The following is a 10,468-nucleotide window of genomic DNA, read 5'->3' on the forward strand; positions in this document are numbered from 1 at the left end:
GAATTTTTAGATAAAATTATTTCTTATGGTTAAAGCAAAAAAACAATACGGACAAAATTTTTTAATCGATAAAAGCGTATTAGCAAAAATCATCCAAGCCATACCCAAAGAGATGAACAATATCATTGAGATTGGGCCTGGCTTAGGTGATTTAACGCAAGAACTTTTAAAAATTTCTCAAGTAAAAGCTTATGAAATCGATAATGATCTCATACCTATTTTAAAAAAGAAATTTCAAAAAGAACTTGAATGTGGAAAATTTAACTTGATCCATCAAGACGCAAGCGAAGCTTTTAATCCTAGTCTTGATGAAAAACCATATTTTTTGGTTGCAAATTTGCCTTATTATGTTGCAAGTCACATTATATTAAAAGCTTTAGAAGATAAAAATTGTCTAGGACTTATTGTAATGGTGCAAAAAGAAATGGCTGAAAAATTCTGCGCTAAAGAAGGAAATAGTGAGTTTTCTTCCTTAGGTGTTTTAAGTGCAATGATTTGCGAAAGAAAAATGCTTTTTGATGTTGATCCACAATGTTTTAATCCACCGCCAAAAGTTATGTCAGCGGTGATGAGTTTGATTAAAACTAAGGATTTTGATGAACTTTGCGAAATAGAAAATTTCAAAAATTTTCTAAAAGACTGTTTTAAAGCTCCTAGAAAACAACTCTTAGGAAATTTAAAAACATATAAAGCAAAAGTTTTAGAAGTTTTAAGCACTCTTGGCTTAAAAGAAAACATCAGACCACATGAAATTTGCGTTGATTCATACCTTAAAATTTATGACAAATTAAAGGATGAATATGGACGAAAACAAAGAGATAAATAAAAATGAACAAAATCCGAACTCAAATTCAAAAAACAATAAACGCTATAAATATAAAAATCGTAGAAAAAAATTAGCTGATTCTTTGCAAAATGAAAACGATACTCCAAAAATCGATCAAAATTCTAACAAGGAAAATTCTGAAAACTCAGAAAATAAAACTGAGAAAAAAAAGAAGAAAAATCGTAATCTTCCTTCAAAACTCACAGGCAATGAAGATTGGCAAATCGCTCTTGCAGAATGTATAGAAGCTAACCGTGTTTCACATGAAAACCGCTTACACCCCTTAAAATATAATAATTCTAGCGAACATAAAATCCGCATCACTCCTTTAGGAGGCTTAGGGGAAATTGGTGGAAATATCAGTGTTTTTGAAACTAATAAAGACGCAATTATAGTAGATATAGGTATGAGTTTTCCAGATGGGACTATGCATGGGGTAGATATTATCATCCCTGATTTTGACTATGTAAGAAAAATTAAAGATAAAATTCGCGGTATAGTGATCACTCATGCACACGAAGATCATATCGGTGCGGTGCCTTATTTCTTTAAAGAATTTCAATTTCCTATCTACGCTACACCTTTGGCTTTAGGAATGATTTCAAACAAATTTGAAGAACATGGCTTAAAAGCAGAACGCAAATGGTTTCGTCCTGTAGAAAAACGTAAAGTTTATGAAATAGGTGAATTTGATATAGAGTGGATCCACATCACGCATTCTATCATTGATGCTTCAGCACTTGCGATCAAAACAAAAGCAGGAACGATTATCCACACAGGTGATTTTAAAATTGATCAAACTCCAATCGATGGCTATCCAACAGACTTAGGACGTTTGGCACATTATGGAGAAGAAGGGGTTTTATGTCTTTTAAGCGATAGTACAAATTCGTACAAAGAAGGTTATACAAAAAGTGAAAGCTCCGTAGGGCCAACTTTTGATCAAATCTTTGCACGTACCAAAGGCAGGGTGATCATGAGCACTTTTAGTTCTAATATCCACCGCGTTTATCAAGCTATCACTTATGGTTTAAAATACGGTAGAAAAGTTTGTGTGATCGGTCGTTCTATGGAAAGAAATCTTTATACTACTATGGAATTAGGCTATATCAAACTTGATAGAAAAATTTTCATCGATGCTGATGAAGTAAGCAAATATAAAGACAATGAAGTGCTTATCGTAACTACAGGAAGTCAAGGTGAAACTATGAGTGCGCTTTATAGAATGGCAACAGATGAGCATAAATTTATAAAGATTAAGCCTACAGATCAAGTAATCATTTCAGCTAAAGCTATACCAGGAAATGAAGCAAGCGTTTCTGCAGTGCTTGACTATCTTTTAAAAGCAGGAGCTAAAGTAGCGTATCAAGAATTTAGTGAAATTCATGTAAGCGGACACGCTAGTATAGAAGAGCAAAAGCTTATGCTAACTCTTACTAAACCTAAATTTTTCTTACCGGTTCATGGGGAATACAACCATATCACCAAACACAAAGAAACAGCAATGAAGTGCGGTATCCCTGAAAGAAATATTTATCTTATGAGTGATGGCGATCAAGTAGAACTTTGCCAAAAATATGTCAAACGCATAAAAACCGTAAAAACAGGTAAAGTTTTTGTAGATAATCAAATCAACAAACAAATCGCCGATGATGTAGTTATAGATCGCCAAAAACTTGCAGATAGTGGTATAGTAGTTATTATCGCACAAATTGACAAAGCTACAAAAACACTGATCAACAAACCAAGAGTATTTAGCTATGGGCTAGTAGCTGACAAACACGACCATGCTTTTAGCAAAGATATGGCTGAAGTTTTAGGACAATTTTTCATCAATGTTAAAGATGAAGTACTCAATGATCCAAGATTTTTAGAAAATCAAATCCGCCAAGTTTTAAGAAAACACATCTTTAGAAAGATTAAAAAATACCCAACCATAGTTCCAACTATTTTTGTAATGTAAAAAAGGGCAAAAACGCCCTTTTTAAGGAAGATCAAATGAGAATTAATAAATTTATATCCCATAACACCCGCTATTCACGCCGTGAAGCCGATGAACTTATCAAACAAGGCTTAGTAAAAATAAACAACAAAATTGCCCTTTTAAGCGATGAAGTTAAATTTGATGATAAAGTTTTTGTTAAAGGTAAAAGAGTGCAAAAAAGAACGCAATTTAGCGTGATAATCTACCATAAACAAAAAGGTGAAATTGTCAGTAAAAAAGACGATCGTGGAAGAAAAACTATATATGATACCTTGCCAAGACAATTTAGTACTTGGCTTAGCGTAGGCAGGCTGGATTATGCAAGTGAAGGCTTACTTTTGCTTACAGATTCTCCTGTGATTGCCGATGCTTTAATGCATAGCGATTTAGAAAGAGAATACTACCTTAAAGTTAAAGGCACGGTGAGCAAACAAGTCATCGAAGCCATGCAAAATGGACTTGAGATTAAAAATGAAAAAAAAGGCGCGCATGCAAAAACTAAAATTACCTCTATGAGTTTTGCTCCTTTTATAGACTTTGAAATTTTTGGATCAAGTGGAGGCTATACTAAGCTTAGAGTGGTTATAAATGAAGGTAAAAATAGAGAGCTTAGACGCTTTTTTGGACATTTTGATCTTGAGGTTATGGATCTTAAGCGTGTTGCTTTTGGGGCTTTAGATCTTGGTATGTTAAAGGCGGGAAAACACCGTTATTTAGAAAATGGCGAATATGAAAAATTAAGAGATTTTTTGAAATTTAATGAAATAAGATATTGATCATTATATACAAAAATTTAAAAAATAATGATAATTTTTAAATTCTAAAAATTCTATTATTATCCTTTTTAAAAGGAAAATAATAGAAAAATTTCATCAAATTCCTTGACTTTGAAAACAAGATTTTATATACTCTCATTTCAATTTTTATAAATTGGTTAGTTTTTAACTAACGAGTTCTTTTTAAAGGAAATATTATGGAAAGAATTAGGCTTAAGCTAAAAGCTTATGACCATCGAGTACTAGACAGAACAGTTGCAGCAATCGTAGAAGCTGTTAAAAGAACAGGTGCGGATATCAGAGGTCCGATACCAATGCCTACTAAAATCAAACGCTATACAGTTTTAAAATCTCCACACATTAACAAAGATTCTCGTGAGCAGTTTGAGATAAGAATTCACGCGCGTATGCTAGATATAGTAGCAGCGACTCCAGATACAGTTGATTCTTTAACTAAGCTTGATTTAGCGCCAGAAGTAAGCGTTGAAGTAAGAGCTATGGGTAAGTAAGGATAAGATATGGAATATATTGTAGAAAAAATCGGAATGAGCAGAACAATTACTAATCCAAGTATCGCTGTAACTTTACTAAGAGTTGTAAATGCAAAAGTATGTGAAGTTGAAGGCGGAAAGGCTTTAGTAGCATATCCAAAAGGTAAAGCAAGTAATAAATGTGTCGCAGGACAACAAAAAAAGTATAATCTTTCTGCAGAATACAATAGATTTGCGACTTTAGAAGTAGCAAATACTGAAGCAGGAGATTTAGATGAAACTCCATTAAATGAAGCAAAAATTTTAAAAGTAAGCTTTAACACTAAAGGTAGAGGTTATAGCGGTGTTATGAAAAGACATAACTTCGCAGGGGGTCCAGCAAGTCATGGTTCGAGATTTCATAGACGCCACGGATCTATTGGTAATAGAGAATGGCCAGGTCGTGTTCAACCAGGTATGAAAATGGCAGGACATTATGGAAATACTAAAGTAACCGTTAAAAACGAAGTTGTATCTTATGATGCTGAAAACAAAATTTTAGTAGTTAAGGGTGCAGTACCAGGTTATAATGGTGCTATGGGTAAAATAAGGATTGCAAAATGAGTAAAGTAGTTGTTTTAAATGATAAGTTAGAAAAAGCAGGTGAACTTGATTTGCCTTCAAAATATGCGGAAGTAAATCCACACAATCTTTACTTATATGTAAAATCTTACCTTGCAAGTTTAAGAGCAAATACAGCTCATGCTAAAGGTAGAAGTGATGTAAGTGGTGGTGGTAAAAAACCTTGGAGACAAAAAGGTCGTGGCGGTGCTAGAGCGGGTTCAACAAGAACTAACGTTTGGGTAGGTGGCGCGGTTGCTTTTGGCCCAACAAATGAAAGAAACTACTTTCAAAAAGTAAATAAAAAACAAAAAAGATTGGCGCTTGAAAGAGCTTTAGCAGATAAAGCAGCTAAAGGTGCGTTATTTACTGCTGATTCTTTGGTTATTGAAAGTGGCAAAACAAAAGATGCAAACGCTGTGATTAAAAAACTTGGCGTCAAAGATGCTTTAATCGTTAAAGATTTACTAGATGAAAAAACACTTTTAGCTTACAGAAATTTAGCAAATTGCTATGTAGTTGATGTAACTGAAGTAAATGCTTATTTAGTATCTGTATTTAATGCTGTTATCATAGAAAAATCAGCATTAGAATCTATTACAAAAGAGGGATAATTATGGCAGATATTACTGATATAAAGACTATACTTTACACAGAAAAAAGTTTGAATTTGCAAGAGCAAGGTGTCGTAGTTATTCAAACTTCACCAAAAATGACTAAAACAGGCTTGAAAGCGGTTTTAAAAGAGTATTTTGGTGTAACTCCAAAAAGTATCAATTCTTTAAGAATGGATGGAAAAGTTAAGCGTTTTAGAGGTCGTTTAGGTCAAAGAAACGATTATAAAAAATTCTATGTTAAGCTACCTGAAGGTGTTAGCTTAGAAAATACGGAGGCTTAAGATGGCAATTAAAACTTATAAACCATATACTCCAAGTAGAAGATATATCACAGGTTTAAGTTCTGAAGATATTACAGCTAAACCAAGTGTACGCTCACTACTTGTTAAACTTCCAGCACACGCGGGTCGTAACAGCTATGGAAGAATTACAAGTCGTCATAAAGAAGCGGGTGCTAAAAAACTTTACAGAATTATTGATTTTAAACGTCGTAAATTCGGTATAGAAGGTAAAGTAGAAGCAATCGAGTATGATCCATATAGAAATTGTAGAATTGCTTTGATTGCTTATAAAGATGGGGAAAAAAGATATATTCTTCAACCACGTGGATTAAGCGTTGGCGATATTGTTGCAGCTGCTGAAAGCGGACTTGATATTAAACCAGGTAATGCAATGAAACTTAAAAACATTCCTGTGGGTACTATTGTTCATAATGTTGAGTTAAAGCCAGGCAAAGGCGGTCAAATGATCCGTTCTGCAGGTGCTTATGCACAACTTATGGGTAAAGAAGAAAAATATGTTATCTTAAGACTTGCAAGTGGCGAAATGAGACAAGTTTTAGCTGAATGTATGGCAAGTATCGGCGAAGTTGGAAATGAAGAATGGGCTAATGTAACTATCGGTAAAGCAGGTAGAAATCGCCATAGAGGTATCCGTCCACAAACTCGTGGTTCTGCTATGAACCCAGTAGATCACCCGCACGGTGGGGGTGAAGGTAAGAAAAATTCAGGCCGTCATCCAGTAACTCCATGGGGTAAACCAACTAAAGGTGCGAAAACTCGTCGTAAAAAAGCTAGCGATAAGCTAATAATTTCAAGAAGAAAAGGAAAGTAAGATGGCTAGATCACTAAAAAAAGGTCCTTTTGTTGATGATCATGTAATGAAAAAAGTCATCGCTGCTAAAAAGGCTAATGATAATAAACCAATTAAAACTTGGTCAAGAAGAAGCACAATTACTCCTGATATGATAGGACTTACATTTAATGTTCATAATGGTAAAAGCTTTATTCCAGTTTATATTACTGAAAATCATATCGGTTATAAGCTTGGTGAATTTGCTCCAACACGCACATTTAAAGGGCATAAAGGCTCTGTGCAAAAGAAAATTGGTAAGTAAGGGATAAGATATGAGTAAAGCATTAATTAAATTCATAAGATTATCTCCAACTAAAGCAAGATTGATTGCTAGGGAAGTTCAGGGGATGAATGCAGAATTAGCTATGGCTAGTTTAAAATTTATGCCAAATAAAGGTGCAAAATATATCGCAAACGCAATTTCAAGTGCAGTAGCAAATGGTGGCTTTGAAGCAAACGAAGTGATTGTAAAAAGTTGTCGCGTGGATGCAGCTGCGGTGTTAAAAAGATTTAGACCAAGAGCTAGAGGAAGTGCAAGTCGTATTAGAAAACCAACTTCACATATTTTAGTAGAAGTGGCAAAAGCAGAAGTGAAAGCTGAAGAGAAAAAAACAGTAGCTAAAAAAACTACTACAACAAAAGCTCCAGCTAAAAAAACAACAAGCACTAAAAAAGCAACAGCGAAAAAGGAAAGCTAATGGGACAAAAAGTTAATCCAATTGGTCTAAGACTAGGAATCAATAGAAACTGGGAATCAAGATGGTTTCCAACTAAAGCAAATTTAGTAGAAAATATCGGTGAAGATTACAAAATTAGAGCTTTCTTAAAAAGAAAACTTTATTATGCAGGAATTAGCCAAATTTTAGTAGAAAGAACTGCTAAAAAACTTCGCGTTACTGTAGTTGCTGCAAGACCAGGTATCATCATCGGTAAAAAAGGTAGTGATGTTGATAATTTAAGAAAAGAATTGCAAGATTTAATCGGTAAAGATGTAAATATCAATATCAAAGAAGAAAGAAAAGCAGGAGCTTCAGCTCAACTTGCTGCTGAAAGTGTTGCAACTCAACTTGAAAAAAGAATTGCTTTTAGAAGAGCAATGAAAAAAGTAATTCAAGGCGCGCAAAAAGCAGGTGCTAAAGGGATTAAAGTTTCAGTTTCTGGTCGTTTAGGCGGTGCTGAAATGGCAAGAACAGAATGGTATCTTGAAGGACGCGTTCCACTTCATACTTTAAGAGCAAAAATCGATTATGGTTTTGCAGAAGCTAGAACTACTTATGGAAACATAGGGGTTAAAGTATGGATCTTTAAAGGTGAGGTATTACACAAAGGTATGCAACCTGAAAAAACTGAAGAAAGTGCTCCAGCTAAAAAGCCAAGACGCACAAGAAGGGGTAAATAATCATGTTAATGCCAAAAAGAACTAAATATCGCAAAATGATGAAAGGGCGTAACAGAGGTTATGCTAATCGTGGAACAGAATTTACTTTTGGTGAATTTGCATTAAAAGCAACTGAAGCAGGACGCATTAACTCACGCCAAATCGAAGCAGCGCGTATTGCTTTAACTCGTTTTGTTAAAAGACAAGGAAAAACTTGGATTAGAGTTTTCCCAGATAAGCCTTTGACAAAAAAACCTTTAGAAACTCGTATGGGTAAAGGTAAAGGTGCTGTTGAGGAATGGGTAATGAATATCAAGCCAGGCCGTATCATTTATGAAATGGCAGGAGTAAGCGAAGAAATGGCAAGAGAAGCATTGACTTTAGCTATGCATAAACTTCCATTTAAAACTAAGTTTGTTACAAGAGAGAGCCAAAATGAAATATACTGAGATTAAAGATAAAACAGCAGCTGAGCTTGCAACAATGCTAAAAGAAAAAAAGGTGCTTTTATTCACTTTAAAACAAAAGCTAAAAACAATGCAACTTACTAATCCAAAAGAGATTAGCCAAGTAAAAAAAGACATTGCTAGAATAAATACAGCAATTAACGCTTTAAGATAAGGATAGAAAATGGCATTTAAAAGAGAAATTCAAGGCGTTGTTGTTAAAATCGCTGGTGAAAAAACCGCAAGTGTTTTGGTTGAAAGAAAAGTGGTTCATCCAAGATATAGAAAAATTGTTAAACGCTTTAAAAAATATCTAATTCATGATGAGAGAAATGAAGTTAAAGTGGGTGATACTGTTGTTGCAGTAGAATGCAGACCACTTTCAAAAAGAAAATCATTTCGCTTAAAATCTGTATTAGCTACAGGAGTTGAGTAATGATTCAAAGTTTTACAAGACTTGCAGTTGCTGATAATAGCGGCGCAAAAGAATTAATGTGTATCAAGGTTTTAGGGGGTAGCAAAAGAAGATACGCTACCGTAGGTGATGTAATCGTTGCATCTGTTAAAAAAGCTTTACCAAATGGAAAAGTTAAAAAAGGTCAAGTGGTAAAAGCGGTTATCGTTAGAACTAAAAAAGAAATTCATAGAGATAATGGTTCTTTGATTCGTTTTGATGAAAATGCTGCGGTTATTCTTGACAACAAAAGAGAGCCTATCGGAACTCGTATCTTTGGGCCAGTGGGCAGAGAAGTTAGATATGGTGGCTTTATGAAAATCGTTTCACTAGCACCGGAGGTATTATAATGGCGGTTAAATTAAAAATCAAAAAAGGTGATAGCGTTAAGGTTATCACAGGCGATGATAAAGGTAAAACAGGTAAAGTTTTAGCGGTATATCCAAAAACACTTAAAGTGGTAGTTGAAGGATGTAAAATCGCTAAAAAAGCTATTAAGCCGAGTGAGAAAAACCCAAATGGTGGTTTTATCAATAAAGAAATGCCAATGGATATTTCCAATGTGGCAAAAGTTCAGGAGTAAGCGATGATGAGATTAAAAGAAAAATATAATCAAAGCATTAAACCTGCATTGGTTAAAGAATTTGATATTAAAAATCCTATGCTTATCCCTGTGATCGAAAAAGTAGTTATCAGCGTAGGTGCTGGTGAGTTGGCTAAAGATCAAAAAGTATTGCAAAATGTTGCAGATACTATTTCTTTAATTGCAGGACAAAAGGCTGTAATTACTAAAGCTAAAAAATCAGTTGCAGGATTTAAAGTTCGCGAAGGTTTTCCTGTGGGTGTAATGGTAACTTTAAGAAAAGAAAATATGTATGCTTTTCTTGATAAATTAATTTCTATTGCTTTGCCAAGAGTGAAAGACTTTAGAGGTTTAAGTAGAGATGGTTTTGATGGACGCGGAAACTATAACTTCGGTCTTGATGAGCAGTTGATGTTCCCAGAAGTGGAGTATGATAAAATTTTAAGAACTCATGGTATGAATATTTCTATAGTTACAACAGCACAAAATGACAAACAGGCACAAAAGTTATTAGAACTTATCGGTGTGCCATTTACAAAAGGAAAGTAAGATGGCTAAAAAATCAATGATTGCAAAAGCGGCACGCAAGCCTAAATTTAAGGTTAGAGCTTATACGAGATGCCAAATTTGTGGGCGTCCGCATTCGGTTTATAGAGATTTTGGAATTTGCAGAGTTTGCTTAAGAAAAATGGGCAATGAAGGTTTGATTCCAGGTCTTAAGAAAGCAAGTTGGTAAGGATAAAATATGATAAATGATATTATTTCAGATTCACTCACTCGTATCAGAAATGCAGGAATGAGAAAGCTTGAAACAACCAAGCTTTTACATTCTAAAGTTGTAGAAGCTTTAGTTGGAATTTTTCAAGCTAAGGGCTATATTGAGAGTTTTAACGTTATTGAAGAAGATAAAAAGAAATTTATCAATGTAGTTTTAAAATACGATGAAAAAGGTAAGAGTGTTATCAATGAGCTTAAAAGAATTTCTAAGCCCGGTCGTCGTGTTTATAAAGGTAAAGATGAAATCAAGCGTTTTAAAAATGGTTATGGTACTATTGTAGTTAGCACAAGTCGTGGCGTTTTGGCTAATGATGAAGCTTATAAAGCAGGTGTTGGCGGCGAAATTTTATGTACTATTTGGTAAAAAATCTGCTTTTTATGGCATTGGGTATCCATTCTTTT

Annotated in this window: 19 protein-coding genes; all 19 read left to right on the plus strand. The window is 34.2% G+C overall.

What is annotated here, in order from left to right; genetic code table 11:
• Nucleotides 1–25 precede the first annotated feature (25 nt).
• The 19 genes from rsmA (at nt 26) to rpsH (ending at nt 10,430) form a co-directional block, all read left to right on the plus strand.
• On the plus strand, nt 26–826 hold the full coding sequence (rsmA, locus tag AJ939_RS05660) for a 16S rRNA (adenine(1518)-N(6)/adenine(1519)-N(6))-dimethyltransferase RsmA (protein ID WP_002937496.1): 801 nt from the start codon (nt 26–28) through the stop codon (nt 824–826).
• Nucleotides 795–2,789 (plus strand): ribonuclease J, encoded by a 1,995-nt coding sequence (locus AJ939_RS05665; protein WP_079264877.1) that lies wholly within the window; start codon nt 795–797, stop codon nt 2,787–2,789. Before rsmA ends, AJ939_RS05665 begins: the two co-directional genes overlap by 32 nt.
• A gap of 35 nt (nt 2,790–2,824) precedes the next feature.
• On the plus strand, nt 2,825–3,586 hold the full coding sequence (locus tag AJ939_RS05670) for a pseudouridine synthase (protein WP_002853086.1): 762 nt from the start codon (nt 2,825–2,827) through the stop codon (nt 3,584–3,586).
• A 197-nt stretch (nt 3,587–3,783) separates the two neighbouring features.
• Nucleotides 3,784–4,095, plus strand: a complete 312-nt coding sequence (gene rpsJ / locus AJ939_RS05675) for a 30S ribosomal protein S10 (RefSeq protein WP_002779353.1) — start codon at nt 3,784–3,786, stop codon at nt 4,093–4,095.
• A 9-nt stretch (nt 4,096–4,104) separates the two neighbouring features.
• Nucleotides 4,105–4,680, plus strand: coding sequence for a 50S ribosomal protein L3 (gene rplC / locus AJ939_RS05680; protein WP_002779987.1), 576 nt, complete (start codon nt 4,105–4,107; stop codon nt 4,678–4,680).
• Nucleotides 4,677–5,291 carry a 50S ribosomal protein L4 gene (rplD, locus tag AJ939_RS05685; RefSeq protein WP_002860833.1) on the plus strand — a complete coding sequence of 205 codons (615 nt, stop codon included), beginning with the start codon at nt 4,677–4,679 and terminating at the stop codon, nt 5,289–5,291. The genes rplC and rplD overlap by 4 nt, the downstream gene beginning before the upstream one ends.
• 2 nt (nt 5,292–5,293) lie before the next feature.
• Nucleotides 5,294–5,575, plus strand: a complete 282-nt coding sequence (locus AJ939_RS05690; protein ID WP_002856384.1) for a 50S ribosomal protein L23 — start codon at nt 5,294–5,296, stop codon at nt 5,573–5,575.
• A gap of 1 nt (nt 5,576) precedes the next feature.
• Complete coding sequence (gene rplB, locus AJ939_RS05695) at nt 5,577–6,407, plus strand: 50S ribosomal protein L2 (protein WP_002825501.1); 831 nt, start codon at nt 5,577–5,579, stop codon at nt 6,405–6,407.
• A gap of 1 nt (nt 6,408) precedes the next feature.
• Nucleotides 6,409–6,690: a 30S ribosomal protein S19 gene (gene rpsS, locus AJ939_RS05700; protein ID WP_002851509.1), complete on the plus strand. Its 282-nt coding sequence runs from the start codon at nt 6,409–6,411 to the stop codon at nt 6,688–6,690.
• Between the two features lie 10 nt (nt 6,691–6,700).
• The gene (rplV, locus tag AJ939_RS05705; RefSeq protein ID WP_002860832.1) at nt 6,701–7,126 is read left to right on the plus strand and encodes a 50S ribosomal protein L22; all 426 of its coding nucleotides are present in this window, start codon (nt 6,701–6,703) and stop codon (nt 7,124–7,126) included.
• Nucleotides 7,126–7,827 (plus strand): 30S ribosomal protein S3, encoded by a 702-nt coding sequence (rpsC, locus tag AJ939_RS05710; protein WP_002851138.1) that lies wholly within the window; start codon nt 7,126–7,128, stop codon nt 7,825–7,827. The genes rplV and rpsC overlap by 1 nt, the downstream gene beginning before the upstream one ends.
• Nucleotides 7,828–7,829: 2 nt before the next feature.
• Nucleotides 7,830–8,255: a 50S ribosomal protein L16 gene (gene rplP / locus AJ939_RS05715; protein ID WP_002779441.1), complete on the plus strand. Its 426-nt coding sequence runs from the start codon at nt 7,830–7,832 to the stop codon at nt 8,253–8,255.
• Nucleotides 8,242–8,427, plus strand: a complete 186-nt coding sequence (gene rpmC / locus AJ939_RS05720) for a 50S ribosomal protein L29 (RefSeq protein WP_002851566.1) — start codon at nt 8,242–8,244, stop codon at nt 8,425–8,427. The genes rplP and rpmC overlap by 14 nt, the downstream gene beginning before the upstream one ends.
• A 9-nt stretch (nt 8,428–8,436) precedes the next feature.
• Entirely contained in the window at nt 8,437–8,688 is a 252-nt protein-coding gene (gene rpsQ, locus AJ939_RS05725; protein WP_002851549.1) for a 30S ribosomal protein S17, read from the plus strand.
• Entirely contained in the window at nt 8,688–9,056 is a 369-nt protein-coding gene (gene rplN, locus AJ939_RS05730) for a 50S ribosomal protein L14 (protein WP_002779438.1), read from the plus strand. The genes rpsQ and rplN overlap by 1 nt, the downstream gene beginning before the upstream one ends.
• A complete protein-coding gene (gene rplX / locus AJ939_RS05735) occupies nt 9,056–9,289 on the plus strand; it encodes a 50S ribosomal protein L24 (protein ID WP_002779437.1) in 234 nt (77 codons plus the stop codon). Before rplN ends, rplX begins: the two co-directional genes overlap by 1 nt.
• 3 nt (nt 9,290–9,292) lie before the next feature.
• Complete coding sequence (rplE, locus tag AJ939_RS05740) at nt 9,293–9,838, plus strand: 50S ribosomal protein L5 (RefSeq protein ID WP_002851453.1); 546 nt, start codon at nt 9,293–9,295, stop codon at nt 9,836–9,838.
• Between the two features lies 1 nt (nt 9,839).
• Complete coding sequence (locus AJ939_RS05745) at nt 9,840–10,025, plus strand: type Z 30S ribosomal protein S14 (RefSeq protein WP_002851478.1); 186 nt, start codon at nt 9,840–9,842, stop codon at nt 10,023–10,025.
• 9 nt (nt 10,026–10,034) lie between these two features.
• Nucleotides 10,035–10,430, plus strand: a complete 396-nt coding sequence (gene rpsH, locus AJ939_RS05750; protein ID WP_002860830.1) for a 30S ribosomal protein S8 — start codon at nt 10,035–10,037, stop codon at nt 10,428–10,430.
• Nucleotides 10,431–10,468: the final 38 nt, after the last annotated feature.

The organism is Campylobacter sp. BCW_6889 (assembly GCF_001762535.1).
In the GTDB taxonomy this organism is placed as follows: Bacteria; Campylobacterota; Campylobacteria; order Campylobacterales; family Campylobacteraceae; genus Campylobacter_D; species Campylobacter_D jejuni.

Excerpts from the sequence above, each read along its gene's own strand:
- rsmA (WP_002937496.1), top strand. The coding sequence starts at position 26 with ATGGTTAAAGCAAAAAAACAATACGGACAAAATTTTTTAATCGATAAA.
- AJ939_RS05665 (WP_079264877.1), top strand. The coding sequence starts at position 795 with ATGAATATGGACGAAAACAAAGAGATAAATAAAAATGAACAAAATCCG.
- AJ939_RS05670 (WP_002853086.1), top strand. The coding sequence starts at position 2,825 with ATGAGAATTAATAAATTTATATCCCATAACACCCGCTATTCACGCCGT.
- rpsJ (WP_002779353.1), top strand. The coding sequence starts at position 3,784 with ATGGAAAGAATTAGGCTTAAGCTAAAAGCTTATGACCATCGAGTACTA.
- rplC (WP_002779987.1), top strand. The coding sequence starts at position 4,105 with ATGGAATATATTGTAGAAAAAATCGGAATGAGCAGAACAATTACTAAT.
- rplD (WP_002860833.1), top strand. The coding sequence starts at position 4,677 with ATGAGTAAAGTAGTTGTTTTAAATGATAAGTTAGAAAAAGCAGGTGAA.
- AJ939_RS05690 (WP_002856384.1), top strand. The coding sequence starts at position 5,294 with ATGGCAGATATTACTGATATAAAGACTATACTTTACACAGAAAAAAGT.
- rplB (WP_002825501.1), top strand. The coding sequence starts at position 5,577 with ATGGCAATTAAAACTTATAAACCATATACTCCAAGTAGAAGATATATC.
- rpsS (WP_002851509.1), top strand. The coding sequence starts at position 6,409 with ATGGCTAGATCACTAAAAAAAGGTCCTTTTGTTGATGATCATGTAATG.
- rplV (WP_002860832.1), top strand. The coding sequence starts at position 6,701 with ATGAGTAAAGCATTAATTAAATTCATAAGATTATCTCCAACTAAAGCA.
- rpsC (WP_002851138.1), top strand. The coding sequence starts at position 7,126 with ATGGGACAAAAAGTTAATCCAATTGGTCTAAGACTAGGAATCAATAGA.
- rplP (WP_002779441.1), top strand. The coding sequence starts at position 7,830 with ATGTTAATGCCAAAAAGAACTAAATATCGCAAAATGATGAAAGGGCGT.
- rpmC (WP_002851566.1), top strand. The coding sequence starts at position 8,242 with ATGAAATATACTGAGATTAAAGATAAAACAGCAGCTGAGCTTGCAACA.
- rpsQ (WP_002851549.1), top strand. The coding sequence starts at position 8,437 with ATGGCATTTAAAAGAGAAATTCAAGGCGTTGTTGTTAAAATCGCTGGT.
- rplN (WP_002779438.1), top strand. The coding sequence starts at position 8,688 with ATGATTCAAAGTTTTACAAGACTTGCAGTTGCTGATAATAGCGGCGCA.
- rplX (WP_002779437.1), top strand. The coding sequence starts at position 9,056 with ATGGCGGTTAAATTAAAAATCAAAAAAGGTGATAGCGTTAAGGTTATC.
- rplE (WP_002851453.1), top strand. The coding sequence starts at position 9,293 with ATGATGAGATTAAAAGAAAAATATAATCAAAGCATTAAACCTGCATTG.
- AJ939_RS05745 (WP_002851478.1), top strand. The coding sequence starts at position 9,840 with ATGGCTAAAAAATCAATGATTGCAAAAGCGGCACGCAAGCCTAAATTT.
- rpsH (WP_002860830.1), top strand. The coding sequence starts at position 10,035 with ATGATAAATGATATTATTTCAGATTCACTCACTCGTATCAGAAATGCA.